The sequence below is a fragment of the Caulobacter endophyticus genome, from assembly GCF_029543245.1.
Classification (GTDB): Bacteria; Pseudomonadota; Alphaproteobacteria; order Caulobacterales; family Caulobacteraceae; genus Caulobacter; species Caulobacter endophyticus_A.
In genome coordinates, this window is record NZ_JARQWV010000010.1 from 68,786 (window position 1) to 89,764 (window position 20,979).

The following is a 20,979-nucleotide window of genomic DNA, read 5'->3' on the forward strand; positions in this document are numbered from 1 at the left end:
CTAGGAAACGGCCATGACCAGCCCCGCCGTGACTCTCTGGACCTCCGCCCTCTGCAAGCAGGACCCCGGCTATGGCGGCTGGGCGTTCGTCAGGAAGCTGGACAGCGAGTCGGGCGCGGCCGCGATCAAGGGCGCCGCCGGCGGCGAGCGCCGCACCTCCTTCGCCAGGATGAGCCTGTCGGCCGTGATCGAGGCGCTGACCAGCCTCTCTGACCTGCCGGCCGATACGCCCGTGACGCTGCGCTTCGCCGATCCGGCCCTGGCCGGCGAACTGGTGGCCAGCGACGGCGCCTACGCCACGGCCGAGCCCGAAGCCTGGGCCGCCGCCCGCGCCCTGGTCGCCGCGCGATCCTCGCTGAACCTGGTCCCGCTGGCGGCGAGCGCGCCCCAGACCGGCTTCCTGGCCGCCTGGGCCGAGTTCGGCCTGGATACGTCCAAGAGCCGCGGCAGCTTCAAGGCCGCGATCCCCAAGCCGAACCTGATGAAGTTTCCCACCTAGACCCTTCTCCCCTTGCGGGAGAAGGTGGCGGCCGAAGGCCGACGGATGAGGGGTCGAAAGGCCTCTCCGCAATGTCTGAGAGACCCCTCACCCGACCTCCCTCCGGGAGGCCACCCTCTCCCACAAGGGGAGAGGGATCAGGCAGCGAGCCCCTTCACCACCAGCGTCGCCGTCGCCGCATTACAGGCGAACGGGATGTCGGCCAGCGTCGCCAGGCGGATCAGCGCCTTGACGTCGACGTCGTGCGGCTGCGGCGACAGCGGGTCGACGAAGAAGATCAGGATATCCAGCCGCCCCTCGGCGATCATCGCGCCCAGCTGCTGGTCGCCGCCCAGGGGGCCGCTCTTGAGGCGGGTCAGTTGCAGTTGCGGCAGCGCCTCGAGCACCCGGCCGCCGGTGGTGCCGGTGCCGTAGAGGATGTTCTTTTCCAGGAAGGCCGCGTTCGCCTTGGCCCAGGCCACGAGGTCGGCCTTCTTGTCGTCGTGGGCCACGAGGCCGATGGCGAGCTGGCGGGTCATGCGGGAACGGCTCCGGTTGCGAACGTCCCTCCTATAGCGGCTGGCGTGGTCGCCGCCAGCCCGACGCGCCCTTCCCTTTTGGCGCGCATTGCCGCTAGGATATATATTGAAACGATATCTCAAATAATGAGACCGCGATCATAGGCGGTCCCTGGAGGAAGCCGCCGATGACCCTCGACCGCCGCGCCTTCGCCGCGGGCCTGACCGCCCTGCCCCTGCTGTCGGCCGCGCCGATGGCGCTCGCGGCCCAATCCGAGGCAAGGGGGCCAGGCGCCCGCCCCGGCCCGTTCCTGCTGGGCGCCGACATCACCTGGATCCCGCAGGACGAGGCCGACGGCGCGCAGTTCTTTGCGAACGGTCGCCGGCAGGACATCCTGGCGATCCTGGGCGAGGCGGGTTTCAACGCCATCAAGATCCGCGTCTTCGTCAATCCCGAGAACGGCTATTCGGCCCGGCGCAAGACCGACCCGTGGGCGGGCGTGGCCCAGACCGTCGGCATGGCCAAGCGGATCAAGGCCGCCGGCATGCACCTGACGATCAGCTTCCACTACAGCGACACCTGGGCCGATCCTCAGAAGCAGGGCAAGCCCGCCGCCTGGAAGGACCTGTCGTTCGACGCCCTGGTCAAGGCCGTGGGCGACCACACCCGCCAGGTGCTGGGTGCGCTGATGAAGGCCGGCGCCAAGCCCGACATGGTGGTGATCGGCAACGAGATCACCTTCGGCATGCTGTGGCCCGACGGCCGCGTGCCCCTGCCCGTCCCCACCGGCAACCCGGCCACCGACGCGGTGCACCTGAACGTTCCCGACGCCGGCGGCTTCGACAAGCTGGCCAAGCTGCTCAGCGCGGGCCTGGACGCCTCGCGCGAGGCCGTGCCCGGCGTGAAGACCAGCCTGCACAACCATCTGGGCCGCCACTGGACCATCGTCAGCCACTGGATGGACAGCCTGCTGGCGCGCGGCGTGCGCTTCGACGCCACGGGCTTCTCCTGCTACCAGCAGGCGGCCGAGGGAGACTGGGCCAACACCTTCGCGCGGTTCGGCGAGCGCTATCGCGACCACGGCTTCTACGTGGCCGAATATTCCAGCCGAAAGCGCTACGTGAACGACCTGGTGTTCGACGCGCCGGGCCAGCGCGGCTGGGGCACGTTCATCTGGGAGCCCACCCGACACCAGGAGGCGATCTTCGACCAGGACGGCAAGAACGCCGGCGAGGGCCCGCGCCCCAACCTGCTGTCGCAGGGCATCAACGCCGCCGAGGCCCCCGGCGCGGCGATCGCCGGCGCCCCGCCGCCGCATCCCGAGAAGACCGACCACGGCGGCCGCTACGACGCCAACGCCTTCATGGAGCTCTATCGCCAGATGGCGCGGGACTACGGACTGAAGAAGGCGTGAGGCCGCGCGGCTTGACCTGAAATGTATTTACGAGCGTAATCCAAAGGCGAACACCTTGGGGAGGGGACGCCTTGAAGCGCTTGCGGACGGCCTTGCTGGCCCTCGGTCTCGCCTGGGCCGGCCAGGCCCTGGCGACGACCTATTACGAGCCGCCGCCCCCGAGCCTGGCGCAGCTGCGAAGCCCAGCCGGCGTCGCGGAGTATAGAGACGCCGCCGACGTGGCCCTCGTCCGTCCGACGCCCGCCTGGACGCCGCCTTGCTTCGTGGTGCGCCTGGCCGCCTGGCTGCGCCAGGACGCGCCGGGCTGGCTGGACGGCGATGTCTGCACCGCCTTCGAGCGCAGCCGACGCTATGATCTCGATCTGATCGAGACCTTCAAGGGCCAGCCGCAGAAGCGCTTCCCGGCTCTGCTGGACGGCGCCTTTCCGGTGGATCCGACGTTCCTGCACAGCCGCCGCCTGGACCTGTGGAAAGCGACCTGGGGGATAGACAGCCGCAGGGCTCACCGTCGCCATGCCGGTTTCCTGTTCCTGCACCGCGGAAGCCTCGCCGACCGTCGAACCGACATCGAAGGCCCCATGGAGCGACCGCGCTACTCCGATGGCGCCGCGCCGCCTATGCTCGACCCCGGCCTCGACTATCTGGTCTTTCTCGACGGCGAGCGGCGCATCACGCATTGGGAGCCGGTCGCGCGCGGACAGGCCGACCAGGACCTGCTGGTGCGGCGGCTGCGCCTGCTGCGGGGCGGCCAGGGCGAGGACCAGGTGCGCCTGACCGCCGCGCCGGCCGATGTCTTCGCCCGCTTTTCGGACGCTGCCATCTACGAAGTCTCGCCCGTCGCCGCCGGAGCGACCCCTCCCTGCCGTCCACGCATGATCGGCGGCCACAAGATCGCCTACATGGACTTGGCCCTGGACATCTTCGGTTCGGAAATGCTGGGCCCCGTCCTGCCCTGCCGCCCCGGCGACCCGCCCCGCCGCTATCTGGCGCTGAAAGTCGTACCCAGCGACTGGTCGCCGTTCGGCTGGAGCGAGCGCGGCGCGGATGCCCGCCTGCTGCCGATCATCGACGGCAAGGTGCGCCCCGGGGACCTCGTCACCCAGTTGCGCCTGGCGCCGGCCGATCCGATCCCCGTCGAGCAGGTGCTAGCCTGGATTGGGACAGGCGTCGGCGAAACGGATCGGTGGCTGGGTCGGCGTGACGAAGACCCGCCGCTGAGGGTCGACGCCGCCGGCGCCAAGCCATATCTGCACGGGCCAAGCCCCGCCCCGTGACGCCCGGAGACCATAGCGTGAGTGAAGTGGAGATCGACGGGCGCCTGCTGCAACGCTGGCTGAAGAGCGACGCGGCCGATCCGGCCCTGCTCCACGGCTGCGCGCTGGACGACGGCGAGTGCGACGAGCCCCTGCCGATCCTGGAAGTCGATCTGGCCCGCCAGGCGCTGGTCTGCGGCGGGACGATGGGCCGGGTGCGGTTCCCGTTCGGCCGACTGCCCGACGGCCTGCTGGTGGCGCCGCGCCCCGATCATCCGGCCGTCGCCGCCGTCAGGGCCGCCGTCTCGCCACAGGAACGGGCCCACCAGAAGATGCGCGAGGAACTCGGCGCGGAGTATCCCAGGCCTTTCGCCTCGGTCGCCGACCTGGAAGCCGTTCACGCCGCCGAGACAGCCCGCCGCGCCGGCATGCTGCCCGAGCGCGCCCTGCGCGGTCCGTGGGTGCGGGCGCTGAAGCGCAACGAGCTGCATCGCCAAGGCGCCCAGCTGGCCCAGTCCTGGCGCGAACTGGCCAATTCGTGCGGCGCGCCGTGGTCGGACATCGCCCTGCACCTGGCCTGGTTCCAGCGCCAGGGCGGGCATCCTAACCGGGCGATCGAGACCGCGCGGGACTTCTGGCGCTCCAAGGCGGCCGCTTCCCAGACCGAGATCGCCATGCTGGCGACGGTGGAGGCGGCGGCCTGGATCGACCGCTTCGAGCGCAAGGGCGGCGCCCCGCCCGACCTGGTCGAGGCCGCCGCGCGGCGGCCAAGGCCTATGCCATCTCGCCGACCGATCCGGAGATCCAGACCGTCTATCAGCGCCTGAAGGCGGCCGAGGCCGGTCCGGGCTAGCCCCGCTTGCGCCCTACTGGCCCCAATTGATGACGAAGGTCGTCCAGCGAGCGAAACGAAGACGCCTAGCTAGGGCCAGCGCCGCGGCGGTCGCTTCCTTCGAGGCCTCGGGGCCGTCCGGTCGGCAGCCTCGCAGCCGGTTGTCGGCGCCCAGGGCGCAGTTCAGCCACACCGGTTCCGACGGAGCGGGCGGCAGGGTCGCAAGGTCGCCGACCGGCTCCAGGTCGTACTCCTCGACCGTATAGGTGTGGGGCCTGCGGGGCCGGTCCCCGGGCCGGATGGCGACCTTGACCCTGGGGGCCATCGGCGGCAGGGCCGAGACGTAGGCCCGCTCGGCCAGGGCCGCGCCGGCCGCGCCGTAGCCGTCATTCAACGGCGCCTCGGCCAGCGCGCGACAGCGGGTCAGGGGTCCCGCGCCGCTCACCGGCGCCTCGCATGAGACCAGGGCCATGCCGATCGGCTCGGCCAGGGCGGGTCGCGCGGCCTCGATGGTCGCGCGCTGCGGCGGCGTCACCGAGGTCTCGACCGTTCGGGCGCCGCCGCCCGGAAACCGGAATTCAAGATGGATGTAGACCACATCGCCCGGCTGGGCGGGCGATGTCAGGCGCGCCACCCGAGAGGCCTTCAGCGCCGCATCGCCGAATCCCAGGTCGACGGCCGACTCGCCGACGACGACGCAGTCGCCCACCGCGCCGGCCTCATGGACCGCGCAGCGCAGCCGCGTCCAACCTTCGATCTGCAAGCGCAGCGAGCGATCGGGAAAGAAATGGCGGCCGGCGGGCAGGACGTAGTCGGCGTCCGTGGAAAGCCGCTCGGCCAGAGCCGGCGACGCGACGACGGCGGCCAGCGCCGCCAGACCCAAGCCCAAGAACCGCATCGCCCCTCCGCCGACGCCCGCCAAAGACGAGCGTCGCGCGAAAGCTCTACCACGAGAAGGGCGGCGGGAAAGCCGGGATGGAGCCTCAGCCCCGCTCCTTGGTCCGCTCGAAGCGCACCTTCGGATAGCGCTCGGCGACGTAGCCGATCTCCCAGGCGCTCTTGCCCAGGAACACCGGCTGGTCGTCGATGTCGCGGCCCATGGCCGACTTGTGCTTGTTCTCAAAGTCCTCGACGTCGGCGCGCTCGCCGACCAGCCAGCGGGCCTCGGCATAGGGGCTGGCCTCGAAGATCACGTCCAGCTGGTACTCGTTGCCCAGGCGGTCGGCCATGACCTCGAACTGCAGCTGGCCGACGGCCCCGACGATGAAGTCGCTGCCGATCATCGGGCGGAACAGCTGGGTGACGCCTTCCTCGGCCAGGCCCTCCAGCGCCTTCTTCAGGTGCTTGGCCTTCAGCGGATCCTTCACGCGCACGCGGCGCAGGATTTCCGGGGCGAAGTTGGGCAGGCCGGCGAAGCGCAGGGCGCCGGTCTCCGACAGGCTGTCGCCCACCCGCAGCACGCCATGGTTCGGAATGCCGATCACGTCGCCGGCGAAGGCGTCCTCGGCCAGTTCGCGGTCGGAGGCGAAGAACATAATTGGCGCGTTGACGCTCATGGCCTTGCCGGTGTTCTGGGCCTTCAGCTTCATGCCGCGCGTGAAGCGGCCGCTGGTCAGGCGCAGGAAGGCGATCCGGTCGCGGTGATTGGGGTCCATATTGGCCTGGACCTTGAACACGAAGCCCGACACCTCGTTGTCGCCCGGAGCGACGTGGGTCTCGGCCCCGGCCTTGCTGGCCTTGGCCGGCTTGGGGGCCGGCGCATAGGCGCCGATGCCGGCCAGCAGCTGGTCGACGCCGAAGTGGCGCAGGGCCGAGCCGAAGAACACCGGGGTCATGTGGCCTTCGAGGAACGACTGCACGTCGAACGGCTTGCCGGCCTCGGTGACCAGCATGGCGTTGTCTTCCAGCTCCGAGCGCTCGTCCGGGTCGAGGTACTGGACGATGGCGTTGCCGTTGAAGGCGACGGGGTCGGGATGCCCCTCCTCGTCGGTCGAGCTCTTCTTGGCGTAGGGAATGAACTGCTGGCTGCGCAGGTCGAGCATGCCCTTGAACCGACCGCCCGAGCCGGCCGGCCAGTAGAGCGGCGCGGGGTCGAGGGCCAGCTTGGACGAGACCTCGTCGAGCAGCTCGAACGGATCCTGGGCCTCGCGGTCCATCTTGTTGATGAAGGTGATGATCGGGATGTCGCGCAGGCGGCACACCTCGAACAGCTTCAGGGTCTGGGGCTCGATGCCCTTGGCGGCGTCCAGCACCATGACGGCCGCGTCGGCGGCGGTCAGGGTGCGGTAGGTGTCTTCCGAGAAGTCCTCGTGGCCCGGGGTGTCCAGCAGGTTGAACATCAGGCCGTCGTGGTCGAACGTCATCACCGAGGCCGACACCGAGATCCCGCGCTCGCGCTCGATCTTCATCCAGTCCGACTGGGTGCGGCGGGCCTGGCCGCGCGCGCGCACGGCGCCGGCCGCACGGATCGCCCCGCCGGCCAGCAGCAGGTTTTCCGTCAGCGTCGTCTTGCCGGCGTCGGGGTGGCTGATGATGGCGAAGGTGCGCCGACGGGCGGCTTCAGCGGCGGGAGAGGTGCTCATCCCGCGCAGTTACCCCCCCGACGCGTCCTTGTCACCTTCCCCCGAGGCCGCGGCGGCGGTCGAAGGCTTCAGGGCCTCGCCGTCGGCCTTGCCCTCGAGCGTGGTCAACAGCTGGGTCGCGCGTCTGGCCTGCACGCCGCCGTGCGGATTGCCGGCCACGGGCTCCAGCAGCTCGCGCGCGATCTCGTACTGCTTGGCCCGAATGAACAGGCGGGCGGCGTTCATGCGGATGGCGGGGTTCTGCGGCGCGATCGTCGCCGCCCGGAACGCGACGTTGAGCGTATTCTGCGACGGCTCGCGGTCCATCGACTTGGTCTCGGCGTAGCCGTAGAGCGTCAGGTAGTTGTCGCCGTCGACCTTGTGGGCCCGGCCCAGATAGTTCGCGGCGTCGGCGTAGATCGCCTTGGCCTTGTCGCGGTCGGCGGGGGTGCGGGCCATCCGCCGGGCGGTCTCCAGCCGGCTGTAGGCCATGACCTGAAGCGTCTCCAGGTCGCTGGGCCGCTCGTCCAGCAGGGTCTTGAGGATGGCCTCGCCCTTGGCGCGGTCGCCCAGCTCGATCTCGGCCCGCGCCAGGGCCAGGCGGCTGTAGTATTCGTTCGGACGCTTGGCCGCCGCCTCCTGGAACTTGGCCAGCAGGGCCGGCGCCTCGGCCTTGGCCACGCCCAGCTTCAGCTGCTGGATCTCCAGGATCAGGTCGTCGGCGCCGGCCGGCAGGCGCGAGAAGGCGATCTGCGGCTTCGGCGGCTCGCGCGTCAGGTTCAGCGCCAGCAGGGGCTTGTTCATGTAGGTGCGCAGGGCCTTTTCCAGGGCCGGCCCGTCCTGGCCATAGACCTTGGTCCAGCTGGCCATCGGGTCGCCGTGGTCACGGACCAGGTCGAGATAGACCTGGAGCTTCTTGCGGCGTTCCTTGTCGCTCCAGACATAGTGGGTCAGCAGCCAGGACTGCGCGTAGTAGGTCAGCACCTGATCGCGATCGAACTGCGACGGCCGCTTGGACAAGAGGTCCGACATCGGCAGCCACTTGTCGTTCAGCAGCGAACTGGCGCGCCCGCGGCTGAAGTCGCCGATCTGCACCTTCTTCATCTGCAGGTCGATGGTCTTGTAGTACTCGGCCAGCCCCTCGACCATCCAGCCCGGATAGGCGTCGGGGAAGTACTGCATCATGAAATGGTGCGTGTACTCGTGCAGCACTGTGTCGTCGCCGTTGTTGCGGTCGTAGCCGTTGTTGTCGTCGCGGATGGCCAGGACGAAGATGTCCTCGACGCCGGTCAGATAGACGCCCTGCATGCGCTCGTCGGCGCCGGGGATCGTCCGCCGCAGCTGGCGCGAGCTCGACAGCAGATAGAGCGGCAGCTTGCGGGGGGTCTCGGCGTCGGTCTTGCCGTGCAGCGTCCGCAGAACGCTGTCGAAGTCCTCCAGCATCGTCACGTAGCGGCGGATCAGGGCCTCGCTGCGGTCCGAATAGACGATGAAGTGCTCGCTCTCGCCTCGGATCCAGCGGCCGGGCGCGTCGGCCTGAACGACGGGCGGAGCGGCCGCCACGCCGCCGCCCTGCCCCCAGGCTGGAGCCCAGGCGCCCAAAGCCGCCGCCAAGACCAGACCGACCCCGAAAACCCGCGACGCCAAGCTCGCCCCCTGCACAATTACACGTTGAGCTTTGCCGGACATCCTGGCGTCGGGCAAGCTCCAGCTTCGCCCGACGCCGTGTCTCAGGCGGCTGACTTCCCCGCGGCCGCCTTGGTCTCCAGCTCCTTGAGCAACTGCACCGCCCGCTCGCTGCGCCGGCCGTGCGGATCGTTGACCAGCGGCTTCAGCAGGAAGGCGGCGTGGCCGTACTCCCGGCGGGCGGCCAGGGCCTGGACCGTCTCCATCGTCACCTCAGAAACCTGCGGCGCCAGCTCGTTGGCCAGCAGCAGCGCTTCCATGACGTTGTCGCTGGGATAGCCGGGCGCGGTCTTCCGGCTGCGGGCGAAGGCGAGCAGGATCTGGTAGCGGTTGGAATCGACCTGGAAGGCCTTGGCCAGCACCGCGCCGGCGGCCTTGTTCAGCGCCGCGGCGTCGTCGGGCTGCTTGCCGGCCTTGGCCAGCAGGCCCAGCGCCTTGTACTCCAGCGCCAGCAGGTCGGCCGGATCGGCGGCCAGGCGGCGGTCGAGGATGGCCATGCCCGCCTCCGGATCGCCGGCCAGCTGCTCGGCCCGCGCCAGGGTCAGCTCGGCATAGGCGTCGCCGGGATAGCGCTCGGCGACCTTGCGGATCTCGCCGACGAAGGCCGCGCCGTCCTTGTCGAAGTCGTCATGGGCCATGCGCACGCGCTGCAGCACCAGGTCGTCGGCCGAGGCCGGCAGGCGGGTGACGGTGATCGGCACCTCGCGCTTGCGCGTGCGGCTGAAACCCTGCAGCGGCAGATCGCCCTTGGTGTAGGCGCGCAGGGCCAGGGTCAGCTCGGCCAGGGTCATGCCGGTGGCCTTCTCCATGGCCTCGACCGAACCCGTCCCCTCGCCGACCGCCCGGATATAGGCCTCCAGCTGCGCCTTCCGCTTCTTGTCGCCCATGAAGTAGTGGGTCAGCAGCCAGGCCTGGGGATAGTAATTGTTGCGCCGCTCCGAGACGATCTCGCCGGAGCGCTTGGTCAAAAGGTCTTCCAGCGGCAGCCATCCGGCGTTCATCAGCCAGCTGCCGCGATTGGCGTTGATCTTGCCGACGATGATCTCGTCGCCCTTGAACAGGGTGGTCGCGACATACTCGGCATAGCCCTCGACCAGCCACGGCGCATAGGCATAGGTGAGGTTGCGGCGCATGAAGTGGTGCGCGTACTCGTGCATCGTGATGTCGTTGCTGTCGTCGTCCTGGCTAGACACCCGGCGCGGGCGCAGGGCGACACAGACGACGTCGCGCGAGGTGGCCACGTAGTAGCCGGCCCAGTCCTCGTGAGCGTCTGGATAGGTGACCCGCAGCTCGGCCTTGTTGTCGATCAGGTGGACATCGAGCTTGCGGTCGGCGGCCTTGTCCAGCGACAGCCCGTGCATGAAGCGCAGCGTCATGTCGAAGTCTTCGAGCATAAGCGTGTAGGCGCGCAGTTGGCGCTCGTCGCCGGCGCTGTAGACGTTGAAGTTGGCGGATGAAGCGACCCTCCATCGCCCCTCGGGCGCGGCGGCGCGGGTCGAGGCCGCTCCGGCCGCCCACAGCCCGGCCGCCCACAGCAAGGGGGTGGCGGCCGCCCCCAGCACCATCGCCCGCCGCGTCGGCGCCCCCGCCGACCGCGCTGTCCGTTCCGTCATCTAAGCAAAGCCCCCGATACTGGGCCCGAACCTAGCGAGAGCGGTCCGGCGCTGGCAACCCAGGGAGGTTCGTCAAGCTCGCGAAATGTTCCGGCGCCCGACGAACGGGCGTTCGAAATGCCCCTATTCAACTTGGGGATTTGGAGTCATGCTTGCCTTGTCGCCGACGTTCGGCCCCCGAGAGCCGTCGGGGCGACGGAGGAAACGACATGGCCCTGGCCGAAGACCCTCGCGATCACATCCGTCGTCGTCCCCTGGGGCAGAGCGCGCTCTGCCTGGGCACGGTGCTGGCCGGACTGGTGGTGATCGCCCTCGTCCTGAACATCGTGGCCGGCCTGCTGATGTAGCGGCCCGCCGGCGACGTCAGGCCGCCAGCCGACGCCAGACCTGGCGATCGGCCTCGAGATTGGTCAGTTGGCCCGCCTTCTGACGCTGGTGCAGCGCGCCCATGACTTCCAGACCGATCTGGGCGTAGCGCACCTGCACCTGCTCGATCAGGCAGCCGCGCGCCGGCGCGACGAACAGCACCGCATTGATCTCCGGCGCCTTGGCGATGATCAGGGCCGCCAGGCGCTTGGCCTTTTCCACCTGCTTGTGGTGCAGCAGCGGCTCCTCGGCATAGAGCTCCTTGCCCAGCTCGGCGACGAAGTTCAGCGACAGAGCGGCGAAACGGTCGCGCGTCATCGGCGGCGACAGTTCGGCGGCGTCCAGGCTGAGCACGACGTCGTTCATCAGGAAGAGCATGGGCGGATGGCGGGGCTGCTGGTGACCTGCGACATCCTGCCGCGCTCTACTTTAGGTCTGGTTTAGCGGCAAGGTTAACGCTGTGGACGATTGCGCAAACGCCGTGCGGCCTGTCGCCTCGCCGCCCGCTCAGCCCTCGACCGCCTCGGTCAGGAAATGGCGACCTTCGCGATCCTCGATCTCGACCACCCAGACATCGGGGTCGATGCGGGCGGCGCGCTCGGCATAGGCGTCGAGATCAGGCTCGAAGTCGGACTTGGTGGGCTGCATCCACACCCGCTCGCCATCGCCGCGCGTGGCCTCGCTGTAGAGCCGCACCGTGCCGGCCTTGCGGTCGACCACCTTGACCAGCACCGCGCCCGCCCGGGCGTCGCCCTTGCGCACGACCATGGCGAAGGCCCCGCCCAGCTCGGCGCGGCGGATCAGCGCGCCCACCCAAAGATCCGTCGAAAGAAGCATTGCTAACCGAACCGCAACCAGGAGCGGCTAAGGTCCGCTCGAATATCCTCTCTCGCAGAATACGAGAAAATGGCCACCGTGAAGACCTCCGCCCCGCGAAAGCGGCGCCTGGCGGCGACGCTCGTCGCCACAGCCGTGCTCGGCTCGGCCCAGACGGCGACGGCCACCCCCTCCGACGTTTTCTACGAACGCAGCCTGATGAGCGCCGCCGGCGCCCGTTGCGGCCTGTTCAGCGCCTCGCTGTCGCGCGCCCTCGACGCCGGCCGAGTGCAGGCCCGCGGCGCGGCCCTTCGCGCCGGCGCCAGCGCCCAGCAACTCGACGGCGTGCAGCAGCGCGCCCACGCCAAGGCCGCCTCGGTGCCCTGCGGCTCCAAGGACCTGACCACCGCCGCCGGCCGCGTGCGCAAGGCCTTCGAGGGCTACGCCCTGCTGCAGCGGATGAACTATCCGGGCGACCGGGCCAGCTGGCAGGCCGACCGCGCCAGTTCGGCGACCATCCCGTTCTGGCGGCTGTCGCAGGCCGCGAGCTTCGGCGGCGACCGGCTGATGTTCGGCCTGGCCGGCCGCAACACCGAGCTGCTGGCCGTGGCGACCTTCGCCGACGGCGCCCAGCCCTATACCGCGCGGCTGGTCATGCGCGATCCGACCCTCACGCTCGGCCCCTATCTGAGGGCCCGCGCCGGCGGGAGCCTCGCCGACAACGCCGCCCCGCGCGCGGCCACCCGGATGTTCGCGCCCGAGACGCGCGACACCGCCCCTGCCCCCACCCTGCTGCCGACCGGCGCCAAGACCGGCATGACCTTCCGCTTTCCGCGCGAAGCCGGCGACGCCATCGCGCGGCTGGACCCGCGCGAGGCGATCATCGTCGAGTTCGTGATCCAGGCCCGCGGCGGCCGCGAGATCGTGCGCCGGGCCTATGTCGAGGTCGGCGATTTCGCCGCCGGCCGCGCCTTCCTGCGAGTCAGCTGACAGGTTCTGGCGCAGGGCCGTTTGGCCCCCGGACCGTCAAGGCCCATATTCAGCCGATGACACGCATCCGCGTCATCGACCTCGAGACCGCCGGCAACGGACCGCAGGACGTCTGCGAGATCGGCTGGCAGGACGTCGTGCGAGGGCCCGACGGCCTCTGGCGTGTGGACGAGGATCGCGGTTCGCTGCTGGTCAATCCCGGCCGCCCGATCTCGCCGGAAACCATGGCCGTTCACCACATCCTCGACGAAGAGGTGGCCGGCGCGCCGTTCTGGAAGAACGCCGCCTCCCCTGTGCTGAAGCCCGAAGGCGGCGTCGCGGCCCTCGCTGCGCATCGCGCCTCGTTCGAGCAGCGCTACTGCACGCCGGCCCTGGCGGGCGGAACGGCGTGGATCTGCACCTGGAAATGCGCCCTGCGCCTGTGGCCGCAGCTGACCAGCTTCTCCAACCAGATGCTGCGCTACCAGCGCAGGCCCGAGGGCCTGGTCCACGCCCTGGGCCTGCCGGCCCACCGCGCCCTGCCCGACGCCTATGTCACCGCCCATCACCTGCGCGACATGCTCAGCGAGGCCTCGCTGGAGCAGCTCCTGGCCTGGAGCGCAGAGCCGGGCCTGCTGCCCCGCGCGCCCAAGGGCCCCGAGCGCGGCAAGGCCTGGGGCCTGATCGGCGACGAGGCGCTGCGAACGCTGGCCCAGGACCGCGACCCCGACGTGCGCTTCAGCGCCGAGACCGAACTGCGCCGCCGCGGCGAGGCCGCGCCGACGGCGGCCGCGGAGCCGGCGCAGCGGACGCTGCTTTGAGCTACGCCTCAGCCCTCGGCGGGACGGCTGCTGACATGCCCGAGGCCGCGCCCGGACCCGCATTTCCCAAGGTCCAGCCAGGGTGGCTATCGGATCCGGGATTGGCCGCCGCCGGCCTCCACGGCGGCGGCGAATGCGGCCAGCGCCTCCGCGTGAAATTGCGGCGCCAGTATTTCCCCAACCTTCTCGCCCGTAGACCTTCGCTTGATCAGCACCGCGGGGATGAATGACGCACCGCCGCCTCGTCCGCGTTCGATCAAGGCTTCGGCGCTGGCGATGCTCCACGTCGTGCGCCAGAACACCTTGCGAACGATCAGCCCGTTTCGAACGCTGATGCGGATGGTCGCAACCGAGCCCCAGACCAGGGCTCCCAGCGCCAGCATCCCGGCTCCGATCAGCTGTTCAACCTGATACGTCCAGCTGACGACGCCTATGACCAACACCGGGCTGACGAGAACGCCCAGCACGACGAGCGTGGACGTCGCGGGCCTTAGCTCGATCGAAGGGCGCGGATCGGCTTCATCCATGCAATTTGATATTGCACAGCTTCCGTCTCCGCAATCTCCGGCCCAGGCGCGCGACGCGCCGCCGCCCCCCTACTTCCCTGCGTCGGATGGGGCCATGCATTCGACCGGCTTGGCGCTGGCGACGTCTTCGCCGTCCTTGAGCGGCGCGACCATCCCCTCGGTCATGCCCTTGGTCCACCACTGCAGGCCCTCGCCCACATAGCGCGCGCCGCTGGCCGACATGGCCACGGTCAGGGTGCGGGTCTTGTCGCCGTATTCGACCACGGCGGTCTTGTCGTCGGGATAGGTCGCCTTCAGCACGCTGCCGTCGGCGCAGGCATAGACGATCTGCTTGGGCTCGGCGGCGGCGGGCGCGGCCGGCGGCGCGGGGCTCTGGGCCAGGTTGTCGGGCGTGGGCGCGGGCTTGGGCGCCTCGGTCTTCTTCTCGCAGGCGGCCAGGGCCAGGACGGCCAGGCCGGCGACGAACAACGGACGGATCATCGGCGTGCTCCCCGAAAAGCAAAGGTTCGATGAGCCTATAACGTCGGCCGCCCGACGTCGTTGCCGATCAGTCGGCGTCGCGGTCGGCCTTCAGGCGCGCGCTTTCGGCCTTCAGCGGCCGCGAGACCGGGCAGACCTCCTGCACGAACTCGGTCAGCGTGTTGACCAGACTGTCGCGCACCAGGCTGTAGTGCACGAACTGGCCGCGCTTATCGCTGCTGACCAGCCCCGCAGCCTCCAGGATCGACAGGTGCTGCGAGACCGCCGGCTTGGATATCTCGAAGCGCGAGGCGATCTCGCCCGCCGTCAGGTCGGCATGGGCCAGATAGGCCAGGATCTTGCGCCGGACCGTCGACGACAGGGCTTCGAACACGCGTTGCATGAATGCGTATTTAAGCGGTTCGCTAATCGCTTGCAAACTAGCGATGAGGTATTTAAGGAATCACTTATTCGAAGAAGGAGCGCCCCATGCATCCGCCGCCTCGCCCAGCCCGGCCGACCAGGGGCGACGTCGTCTCAGCCCTGATCCTCGGCGCGGGGACCGGCGCCCTGCTGACGACGACAATGGCCTTCGCCATGTCTGTGCCGACGAGCGGCAGCCTGGCCTTGTACATCGCCGCGATCGCCCTCGCCGTTTCCGCTCCAGTCTGGCTGACCGGCCTTTGCCTGCTCGGCGGTCCCGTCTGGTGGTGGCTTCATCGGCGGGGCGTCCGCTCTCCGGGAGCAGGCGCGGCGACCGGCGCCGTGCTGACGGCCCTGGCGGTCGCCGCCGTGCTGTTGTCCTGCGGCGACCGCCTGCCTCAGGACCTCGTGGGATCTCCCTGGGCCTTCTGCGTGGGCCTGGTCGCCATCGGCGGCCTGATCGGCCTCCTGACCGTCGCTTTCGCCTACCGGGCGCGAGCATGAGCGCCCCGGCCCGCACCAACGGCGGCCAACTCGTCGCCGCCCTGCTCGTCGGAGCCTCGGCGGGGACCGTCCTGGTCGCCGGCTGGCTGTTCGTCGTGGCCCTGTTCACCGGACCGCCGGAGTTTGCTCCGGTCATCGCCCTCGGCGGCTTCTTCTATGCGCCCTTCCTGTGGGTCGGCGGCCTGTTGCTGGTCGGGCTTCCCGTGGGGACGGTCCTGCATTTCTTCGGCGCCCGCTCGCGCCGGATCGGCGCCCTGGCCGGTGCGGTCCTGTCCTCCCTCCCTCTCGGCGCGTGGATCGGCGCAGAGCCTCACAAGACCGCCGAGGAAACCCTCAGGCTGATCTTCATGCTCGTCAGCCAGGCGGCGGCCGGCGCCGTCGTCGGCTGGATCGTCGTGCACGTCGCCTACGACCGCAAAGGAGCCTCGCAATGAGCGTCCACCACGACGATCCCTATGCCGTGCACTCGATCGCGCCCGACGCCGGCGGCGACGCCCTGAACGGCCGCGTCATCTGGTCGCCGGCCACCTCGCTCTGGCAAGGCGCGATGCTGGCCGGGACCCTGGCCGCGCCGTTCTTCTTCACTTGGAGCGGTCTGGCCGTCTTTATCCTGCTGACCGGCGCGACCCTACTGATCGGCCATTCGGTCGGCTTTCATCGCCGGCTGATCCACGGCAGCTTCGAAAGCCCGCGCTGGCTGGACCGGCTGATGATGTGGCTGGGCACGCTGGTGGGCATGAGCGGCCCGCTGGGCATGATCGCCGCCCACGACCTGCGCGACTGGGGCCAGCGGCAGGACGCCTGCCACCCGTACCTTTCCAACCGCGCCGACTTCTGGACCGACTACGCCTGGAACCTGCACGGCCGCCTCGTCCTCGATACCCCGCCGCGCCAGGCGATCCCGGCCCACATCGCGCAGGACCGCTTCTACCGGCTGCTGGAGCGCACCTGGATGTTGCAGCAGCTTCCCGTCGCGCTGGTCCTCTTCGCACTGGGCGGCTGGTCCTGGCTGCTGTGGGGCGTGGCCGCACGGGTCTGCGTGTCGGTGACCGGACACTGGTACGTCGGCCGCCTGGCCCATCGGACGGGTCCGCAAAGCTGGCTGGTCGAAACCTCGGGCGTCCAGGCCCACGACGTGCCCTGGGCGGCGATCCCGACCATGGGCGAGGCCTGGCACAACAACCACCACGCCTGGCCAGGCTCGGCGCGCATCGGCCTCTATCCCGGCCAGGCCGACTGGGGCTTCGCGCTGATCCGCCTGCTGGAGCGGCTTGGTCTCGCCTGGAACGTCCGGACTCCCGAGACCTTGCCCGAGCGGCCGGAGCTGGCGCGAGCTTAGGGCTCGCCTTCTGGCGGAGCGACTGAGGGGATCACCCCGCCGCCCCGATCGCCTTCCATACCGCCAGGGCCTGGCTCATCTCGCGCACGTCATGGACGCGCACGGCCTCCACGCCGCAGGCCGCGCCATGCAGGTGCACGGCCAGAGAGCCGCCCAGGCGGTCGCGGGCGTCCTGGGCGCGGGGGTCGATGGCGGCGATGAAGCGCTTGCGGCTGGCGCCCAGCAGAACGCGATAGCCCAAGGCGTTGAAGCGCGGCAGGGCGGCCAGCAGGGCCAGGTTGTGCTCGAGCGTCTTGCCAAAGCCGATGCCGGGATCGAGCCAGATCTTCTCGCGCTCGACGCCGGCGGCCATGGCGGTCAGCGCCCGGGCCAGCAGGAAGGCCTCGACCTCGGCGACCACGTCGTCATAGCGCGGCTCGTCCTGCATGGTGCCCGGCTCGCCGCGCATGTGCATGAGGATCACTTCGCAGCCCAGCTCTGCGGCCACCTCGGGAGCGTCGGGCGCGAAACGCAGGGCCGCGACGTCGTTCCAGATGGCCGCGCCGGCCTCGACGGCGGCGCGGGCGACGCCCGGCTTCATGGTGTCGATCGAGATCGTCACGTCGCTCTCGGCGCGGATGGCGCGGATCAGCGGGACCACCCGGGCGATCTCGTCGGCCTCGGACACCGGGGCCGAGCCGGGCCGGGTGCTCTCGCCGCCGATGTCGAGGATCGACGCACCGTCGTCGATCAGCTGGCGGGCGTGGGACAGGGCGGCGGCGGGATCGAAGAACCGGCCGCCGTCCGAGAAGCTGTCGGGCGTGACGTTGACCACGCCCATGACGCTTGGAACGGCTTGGATCATGGGGCCGGTTTAGCCCCATGCCCCGGCGGCGTCACCAGCCGATGAAGGTCGTGAAATCGTCGATCATCGAGGTCCAGACGCCGAAGTCATCGTCGAGCACGGCCTTGGTCCGGCCGGCGTTCAGATTGACGTCGTACTGGACGTAGGGGTCGCCTTCGTCGTCGATATAGGCCTTCAGATAGCGGTTCTTGGTGTTCCACTCGTTGATCCTGGCCGCCGACATCGGCTGCTTCAGGTCGAAGCTGGCCGAGAACTGGATGGCCTTGCAGCGCGGCTTGGCGGTGCAGTCGTAGAAGTAGATGATGAAGTTCACGCCGCCGGCGGCGCTCTTGATCATCGGGTCGCCGGCGTCGTCCTTGGTCAGCTCGGCCTTGTAGCCGCCGTCCTGCAGCCACTTGACCACCTCGGGGCCGGTCATGCCGTCGACATGGATGTCTCCGGGAGCCGCCAGTGCGGCGGCGGGGGTGATCGCGAGCATCGCTCCGGCCAGAAGGCCCAGCATCGACGTCTTCATGCGCTTTCCCTTTTTATTTCAGCTTCGAAGGAAAGCTCTACCGGCCTTCGTCAAGGAAGGCCAGAACCACGGCGTTGAAGCGCTCGGTGCGCTCCAGGTGCAGCAGGTGGCCGGCGTCGAAGGCCTCGACCCGGGCGTCCTTCATCGTCGGGGCCAGGGCCTGGGCGCGGGCCAGCACGTGGCCGAACTTCGGCTTGTCCTGCGGTTTCGCATAGCCCTTGCCCGGCGCCGTGCCGTCGCGCTCGCCAGCCAGGATCAGGACGGGGACCGACACCTTGGGCACGTCCTGCAGATAGGGCTGGTCGCGGATGGCCACCGCGCTTGCGGCGAAGCTGCGGGCGTAGCGCGGCCAGTCGCCCGAGCGCTTGAGGCCCTCGCGCAGTTCGACATAGGGCGTCATGGCCTCGCGCGGCAGGGTCAGGCCGTAGCTGGTCATCAGCTCGCTGAGATAGGCATCCGGCCCCTTGGCCTCGTCGTCGGCGACCAATTTTTCCAGCGGAACCGAAGGCGTGTAGAGGCGGTAGTCCTCCAGCCCGACGGGGCCGTACATGACCAGGCGCCCGGTGCGGTCGGCATGGGCCAGGGACCAGCGCACGCCCACATGGTTGCCCATCGAGTGGGCTACGACGTCGACCTTGTCGATCTTCAGGTGGTCCAGCAGGGCGGCGGTGTCCTGGACCATGCGGTCGAAGCTGACCGGAACGTCGTCGAGTTTGGAGGACTTGCCGAATTGGATCTGGTCGGGAGCGACCACCCGATAGCCGGCGGCGGCCAGGGCCTTGATCGTCGGCGCCCAATAGCCGGCGGGGAAGTTGCGGCCGTGCAGCAGCAGCACGGCGCGGCCGTTGGCCCGGCCCGTCGGGGCGACGTCCATATAGGCCATGCGCACCGCGTGGCCGCCATGCTCCAGCGGCAGGAAGGCCACGGGATGCGGATAGGCATAGTTCTCCAGCGCGATCCCGACGGCGGCGGGCTCGGCGGCCCAAACGCGATCGGCGGCGGCGATCGGAAGCGACAGCGCCAGTAGGGCGGCGACGAGAGCGGTCTTCATGGGGCTACCTAACGCGCAAAACAAAAGCCGGACCCGCGATGCGGATCCGGCTTTCGCATTATTCGATCAGTTGATCGACCGTCAGGCAGTGACGCCCGTCGGCGAGACCGGCACCGAGGCGACCGGCCCGGTCGGCTTCTTCTCCTCGGGTTCCTCGCGGTTGGGCGCGATGCCCTTGGTGACGCCGACGATCTCCTCGCCGCTCAGGGTTTCGTACTCCAGCAGGGCCTTGGCCACCGAGTGCAGGTCTTCCAGCTTCTCGGTGAGGATGCGACGGGCGTCGTCCTCGCCGGTCTTCACCAGGCGGCGGATCTCGCTGTCGATCTTCTTCATGGTCTCGCCGGAGACGTTCTGGGTGCGCGCGACCGAGTGGCCCAGGAACACCTCTTCCTGGTTATCGCCATAGGCCACGGTGCCCAGGTCGTCGGAGAAGCCCCAGCGGGTGACCATGTTGCGGGCCAGGTTGGTGGCCGCGCTGATGTCGCTCGACGCGCCCGAGGTGATCTTCTCCTTGCCGAAGATCAGCTCTTCCGCCACCCGGCCGGCCATCATGATGGCCAGGCGCGAGGTCATCTGGTCGTAGCTCATCGAGTAGCGGTCGCCTTCCGGCAGCTGCATGACCATGCCGAGAGCGCGGCCGCGCGGCACGATGGTGGCCTTGTGGACCGGGTCGGCGACCGGGACGTTCAGGGCCACCAGGGCGTGGCCGCCCTCGTGGTAGGCCGTCAGCTTCTTCTCGTCCTCGCTCATGGCCATCGAGCGGCGCTCGGCGCCCATCATGACCTTGTCCTTGGCGTGCTCGAAGTCGTGCATGGTGACCATGCGGCGGTTCTTGCGCGCGGCGGTCAGGGCCGCCTCGTTGACGAGGTTGGCCAGGTCCGCGCCCGAGAAGCCGGGGGTGCCGCGCGCCAGGGTCTTGACCTCGACGTCGGCGGCCAGGGGCACGTTCTTCATGTGCACGCGCAGGATTTTCTCGCGGCCGGCGACGTCGGGGTTGGGCACCACGACCTGGCGGTCGAAGCGGCCCGGACGCAGCAGCGCGGGGTCCAGAACGTCGGGACGGTTGGTGGCGGCGATCAGGATGATGCCTTCGTTGGCCTCGAAGCCGTCCATCTCGACCAGCAGCTGGTTGAGGGTCTGCTCGCGCTCGTCGTTGCCGCCGCCCAGGCCGGCGCCGCGATGGCGGCCGACGGCGTCGATTTCGTCGATGAAGATGATGCAGGGGGCGTTCTTCTTGGCCTGCTCGAACATGTCGCGCACGCGGCTGGCGCCGACGCCGACGAACATCTCGACGAAGTCCGAACCAGAGATGGTGAAGAACGGCACGCCGGCCTCGCCCGCCACGGCGCGGGCGATCAGGGTCTTACCCGTACCGGGAGGACCGACCAGCAGGGCGCCCTTCGGGATCTTGCCGCCCAGGCGCTGGAACTTGGCCGGATCCTTCAGGAAGTCGACGACCTCCTGCAGCTCTTCCTTGGCCTCGTCCACGCCGGCGACATCGTCGAACAGCACGCGGTTCTTGTTCTCGGTCAGCAGGCGGGCCTTGGACTTGCCGAAGCCCATCGCGCCCTTCGTGCCGCCCTGCATCTGGCGCATGAAGAAGATCCACACGCCGATCAGCAGCAGGATCGGCAGCATGTTCAGCAGCAGGTTGACCAGGCTGAAGCGGCCGCCGTCCTGGATCTTGATCTCGGCGTTGCGCGCTTCCAGGCGCTTGATCAGGTCTTCGCTGTTGGGCGGCGCATTGACGGTGGTCGTCTTGCCGTCGGGGGCGGTGACCTTGACCTGCTGGCCGTTGATCTCGGCCGACTTGACCTGGCCCGCATCGATGTTCTTGAGCAGCTGCGAATAGCTGATCTCGCCGGCGCGCCCGGTCGGACCGCCACGCTGCAAGACGCTGTAGGCCATGATGAGGACGAAAACGACCCCAAGCCAGATGGCGACATTCCTCAGATTCATACGCGTCGTCTTCCCAAAGATAGCGCTCGTC

The 20,979-nt window shown here is 69.4% G+C and carries 24 protein-coding genes; 10 read left to right on the top strand and 14 right to left on the bottom strand.

Features of this window, described 5'->3' with window-relative positions; all coding sequences use genetic code 11:
* Nucleotides 1–13: 13 nt before the first annotated feature.
* Nucleotides 14–499: a ribonuclease H gene (locus tag P7A99_RS11310; RefSeq protein ID WP_277793967.1), complete on the top strand. Its 486-nt coding sequence runs from the start codon at nt 14–16 to the stop codon at nt 497–499.
* A 137-nt stretch (nt 500–636) separates the two neighbouring features.
* On the opposite strand, the gene P7A99_RS11315 is transcribed toward P7A99_RS11310, so the two are convergent.
* Nucleotides 637–1,017, bottom strand: coding sequence for a methylglyoxal synthase (locus P7A99_RS11315; protein WP_277793968.1), 381 nt, complete (start codon nt 1,015–1,017; stop codon nt 637–639).
* A gap of 167 nt (nt 1,018–1,184) precedes the next feature.
* On the opposite strand from P7A99_RS11315, the gene P7A99_RS11320 reads away from it, so the two are divergent.
* From P7A99_RS11320 to P7A99_RS11330, 3 genes are all read left to right on the top strand, one after another.
* Nucleotides 1,185–2,411, top strand: a complete 1,227-nt coding sequence (locus P7A99_RS11320) for a glycosyl hydrolase 53 family protein (RefSeq protein WP_277793969.1) — start codon at nt 1,185–1,187, stop codon at nt 2,409–2,411.
* A 71-nt stretch (nt 2,412–2,482) separates the two neighbouring features.
* Nucleotides 2,483–3,685: a hypothetical protein gene (locus tag P7A99_RS11325; RefSeq protein WP_277793970.1), complete on the top strand. Its 1,203-nt coding sequence runs from the start codon at nt 2,483–2,485 to the stop codon at nt 3,683–3,685.
* A 17-nt stretch (nt 3,686–3,702) separates the two neighbouring features.
* Complete coding sequence (locus P7A99_RS11330) at nt 3,703–4,491, top strand: hypothetical protein (protein ID WP_277793971.1); 789 nt, start codon at nt 3,703–3,705, stop codon at nt 4,489–4,491.
* Nucleotides 4,492–4,530: 39 nt separating this feature from the next.
* Here the strand turns inward: P7A99_RS11330 and P7A99_RS11335 are convergent, their stop codons facing one another.
* The 4 genes from P7A99_RS11335 to P7A99_RS11350 all read right to left on the bottom strand — a co-directional run bounded on the left by P7A99_RS11335 (nt 4,531) and on the right by P7A99_RS11350 (nt 10,356).
* Nucleotides 4,531–5,394, bottom strand: a complete 864-nt coding sequence (locus P7A99_RS11335; RefSeq protein ID WP_277793972.1) for a TonB family protein — start codon at nt 5,392–5,394, stop codon at nt 4,531–4,533.
* Between the two features lie 85 nt (nt 5,395–5,479).
* Complete coding sequence (locus P7A99_RS11340; protein ID WP_277793973.1) at nt 5,480–7,078, bottom strand: peptide chain release factor 3; 1,599 nt, start codon at nt 7,076–7,078, stop codon at nt 5,480–5,482.
* A gap of 9 nt (nt 7,079–7,087) precedes the next feature.
* Complete coding sequence (locus P7A99_RS11345) at nt 7,088–8,704, bottom strand: hypothetical protein (protein ID WP_277793974.1); 1,617 nt, start codon at nt 8,702–8,704, stop codon at nt 7,088–7,090.
* A gap of 83 nt (nt 8,705–8,787) precedes the next feature.
* On the bottom strand, nt 8,788–10,356 hold the full coding sequence (locus P7A99_RS11350) for a hypothetical protein (RefSeq protein ID WP_277793975.1): 1,569 nt from the start codon (nt 10,354–10,356) through the stop codon (nt 8,788–8,790).
* A gap of 209 nt (nt 10,357–10,565) precedes the next feature.
* Between P7A99_RS11350 and P7A99_RS11355 the strand changes: the two genes are divergently transcribed.
* Nucleotides 10,566–10,703, top strand: a complete 138-nt coding sequence (locus tag P7A99_RS11355) for a hypothetical protein (RefSeq protein WP_165256844.1) — start codon at nt 10,566–10,568, stop codon at nt 10,701–10,703.
* Between the two features lie 16 nt (nt 10,704–10,719).
* Here the strand turns inward: P7A99_RS11355 and P7A99_RS11360 are convergent, their stop codons facing one another.
* Both P7A99_RS11360 and P7A99_RS11365 read right to left on the bottom strand, forming a co-directional pair.
* Nucleotides 10,720–11,100: a hypothetical protein gene (locus tag P7A99_RS11360; RefSeq protein ID WP_058347174.1), complete on the bottom strand. Its 381-nt coding sequence runs from the start codon at nt 11,098–11,100 to the stop codon at nt 10,720–10,722.
* Nucleotides 11,101–11,229: 129 nt separating this feature from the next.
* Complete coding sequence (locus tag P7A99_RS11365) at nt 11,230–11,559, bottom strand: DUF1491 family protein (protein ID WP_109100886.1); 330 nt, start codon at nt 11,557–11,559, stop codon at nt 11,230–11,232.
* A 69-nt stretch (nt 11,560–11,628) separates the two neighbouring features.
* Here P7A99_RS11365 and P7A99_RS11370 point away from each other — a divergent pair, with 69 nt between their 5' ends.
* Together P7A99_RS11370 and P7A99_RS11375 are read left to right on the top strand one after the other, a co-directional pair.
* Nucleotides 11,629–12,528, top strand: coding sequence for a hypothetical protein (locus tag P7A99_RS11370; RefSeq protein WP_277793976.1), 900 nt, complete (start codon nt 11,629–11,631; stop codon nt 12,526–12,528).
* A 56-nt stretch (nt 12,529–12,584) separates the two neighbouring features.
* Nucleotides 12,585–13,328 (top strand): DNA polymerase III subunit epsilon, encoded by a 744-nt coding sequence (locus P7A99_RS11375; protein WP_277793977.1) that lies wholly within the window; start codon nt 12,585–12,587, stop codon nt 13,326–13,328.
* Between the two features lie 86 nt (nt 13,329–13,414).
* Here the strand turns inward: P7A99_RS11375 and P7A99_RS11380 are convergent, their stop codons facing one another.
* From P7A99_RS11380 to P7A99_RS11390, 3 genes are all read right to left on the bottom strand, one after another.
* Nucleotides 13,415–13,855: a hypothetical protein gene (locus P7A99_RS11380; protein ID WP_277793978.1), complete on the bottom strand. Its 441-nt coding sequence runs from the start codon at nt 13,853–13,855 to the stop codon at nt 13,415–13,417.
* 69 nt (nt 13,856–13,924) lie between these two features.
* Entirely contained in the window at nt 13,925–14,335 is a 411-nt protein-coding gene (locus P7A99_RS11385; RefSeq protein WP_116568121.1) for an MliC family protein, read from the bottom strand.
* 67 nt (nt 14,336–14,402) lie between these two features.
* Nucleotides 14,403–14,717, bottom strand: coding sequence for a metalloregulator ArsR/SmtB family transcription factor (locus P7A99_RS11390; RefSeq protein ID WP_277793979.1), 315 nt, complete (start codon nt 14,715–14,717; stop codon nt 14,403–14,405).
* Between the two features lie 86 nt (nt 14,718–14,803).
* Here P7A99_RS11390 and P7A99_RS11395 point away from each other — a divergent pair, with 86 nt between their 5' ends.
* Genes P7A99_RS11395 through P7A99_RS11405 form a run of 3 tightly spaced genes read left to right on the top strand, consistent with a single transcriptional unit; the run spans nt 14,804 to nt 16,580 of the window.
* Entirely contained in the window at nt 14,804–15,241 is a 438-nt protein-coding gene (locus P7A99_RS11395; RefSeq protein WP_277793980.1) for a hypothetical protein, read from the top strand.
* Nucleotides 15,238–15,675, top strand: coding sequence for a hypothetical protein (locus P7A99_RS11400; protein WP_277793981.1), 438 nt, complete (start codon nt 15,238–15,240; stop codon nt 15,673–15,675). Before P7A99_RS11395 ends, P7A99_RS11400 begins: the two co-directional genes overlap by 4 nt.
* Nucleotides 15,672–16,580: an acyl-CoA desaturase gene (locus P7A99_RS11405; protein WP_277793982.1), complete on the top strand. Its 909-nt coding sequence runs from the start codon at nt 15,672–15,674 to the stop codon at nt 16,578–16,580. The genes P7A99_RS11400 and P7A99_RS11405 overlap by 4 nt, the downstream gene beginning before the upstream one ends.
* Nucleotides 16,581–16,611: 31 nt before the next feature.
* Here P7A99_RS11405 and folP read toward each other — a convergent pair whose 3' ends face one another.
* The 4 genes from folP to ftsH all read right to left on the bottom strand — a co-directional run bounded on the left by folP (nt 16,612) and on the right by ftsH (nt 20,948).
* Nucleotides 16,612–17,424 carry a dihydropteroate synthase gene (folP, locus tag P7A99_RS11410; protein ID WP_277793983.1) on the bottom strand — a complete coding sequence of 271 codons (813 nt, stop codon included), beginning with the start codon at nt 17,422–17,424 and terminating at the stop codon, nt 16,612–16,614.
* Nucleotides 17,425–17,455: 31 nt separating this feature from the next.
* Entirely contained in the window at nt 17,456–17,938 is a 483-nt protein-coding gene (locus tag P7A99_RS11415; protein WP_277793984.1) for a YbjN domain-containing protein, read from the bottom strand.
* Nucleotides 17,939–17,975: 37 nt separating this feature from the next.
* On the bottom strand, nt 17,976–18,989 hold the full coding sequence (locus tag P7A99_RS11420) for an alpha/beta fold hydrolase (protein WP_277793985.1): 1,014 nt from the start codon (nt 18,987–18,989) through the stop codon (nt 17,976–17,978).
* Nucleotides 18,990–19,070: 81 nt separating this feature from the next.
* Nucleotides 19,071–20,948, bottom strand: a complete 1,878-nt coding sequence (gene ftsH, locus P7A99_RS11425) for an ATP-dependent zinc metalloprotease FtsH (protein ID WP_277793986.1) — start codon at nt 20,946–20,948, stop codon at nt 19,071–19,073.
* Nucleotides 20,949–20,979 lie beyond the last annotated feature (31 nt).

Coding starts and splice junctions, on each gene's coding strand:
- P7A99_RS11310 (WP_277793967.1), top strand. CDS start 14: ATGACCAGCCCCGCCGTGACTCTCTGGACCTCCGCCCTCTGCAAGCAG.
- P7A99_RS11315 (WP_277793968.1), bottom strand. CDS start 1,017: ATGACCCGCCAGCTCGCCATCGGCCTCGTGGCCCACGACGACAAGAAG.
- P7A99_RS11320 (WP_277793969.1), top strand. CDS start 1,185: ATGACCCTCGACCGCCGCGCCTTCGCCGCGGGCCTGACCGCCCTGCCC.
- P7A99_RS11335 (WP_277793972.1), bottom strand. CDS start 5,394: ATGCGGTTCTTGGGCTTGGGTCTGGCGGCGCTGGCCGCCGTCGTCGCG.
- P7A99_RS11340 (WP_277793973.1), bottom strand. CDS start 7,078: ATGAGCACCTCTCCCGCCGCTGAAGCCGCCCGTCGGCGCACCTTCGCC.
- P7A99_RS11350 (WP_277793975.1), bottom strand. CDS start 10,356: ATGACGGAACGGACAGCGCGGTCGGCGGGGGCGCCGACGCGGCGGGCG.
- P7A99_RS11355 (WP_165256844.1), top strand. CDS start 10,566: ATGGCCCTGGCCGAAGACCCTCGCGATCACATCCGTCGTCGTCCCCTG.
- P7A99_RS11360 (WP_058347174.1), bottom strand. CDS start 11,100: ATGCTCTTCCTGATGAACGACGTCGTGCTCAGCCTGGACGCCGCCGAA.
- P7A99_RS11365 (WP_109100886.1), bottom strand. CDS start 11,559: ATGCTTCTTTCGACGGATCTTTGGGTGGGCGCGCTGATCCGCCGCGCC.
- P7A99_RS11370 (WP_277793976.1), top strand. CDS start 11,629: ATGGCCACCGTGAAGACCTCCGCCCCGCGAAAGCGGCGCCTGGCGGCG.
- P7A99_RS11375 (WP_277793977.1), top strand. CDS start 12,585: ATGACACGCATCCGCGTCATCGACCTCGAGACCGCCGGCAACGGACCG.
- P7A99_RS11380 (WP_277793978.1), bottom strand. CDS start 13,855: ATGGATGAAGCCGATCCGCGCCCTTCGATCGAGCTAAGGCCCGCGACG.
- P7A99_RS11385 (WP_116568121.1), bottom strand. CDS start 14,335: ATGATCCGTCCGTTGTTCGTCGCCGGCCTGGCCGTCCTGGCCCTGGCC.
- P7A99_RS11390 (WP_277793979.1), bottom strand. CDS start 14,717: ATGCAACGCGTGTTCGAAGCCCTGTCGTCGACGGTCCGGCGCAAGATC.
- P7A99_RS11395 (WP_277793980.1), top strand. CDS start 14,804: ATGCATCCGCCGCCTCGCCCAGCCCGGCCGACCAGGGGCGACGTCGTC.
- P7A99_RS11400 (WP_277793981.1), top strand. CDS start 15,238: ATGAGCGCCCCGGCCCGCACCAACGGCGGCCAACTCGTCGCCGCCCTG.
- P7A99_RS11405 (WP_277793982.1), top strand. CDS start 15,672: ATGAGCGTCCACCACGACGATCCCTATGCCGTGCACTCGATCGCGCCC.
- folP (WP_277793983.1), bottom strand. CDS start 17,424: ATGATCCAAGCCGTTCCAAGCGTCATGGGCGTGGTCAACGTCACGCCC.
- P7A99_RS11415 (WP_277793984.1), bottom strand. CDS start 17,938: ATGAAGACGTCGATGCTGGGCCTTCTGGCCGGAGCGATGCTCGCGATC.
- P7A99_RS11420 (WP_277793985.1), bottom strand. CDS start 18,989: ATGAAGACCGCTCTCGTCGCCGCCCTACTGGCGCTGTCGCTTCCGATC.
- ftsH (WP_277793986.1), bottom strand. CDS start 20,948: ATGAATCTGAGGAATGTCGCCATCTGGCTTGGGGTCGTTTTCGTCCTC.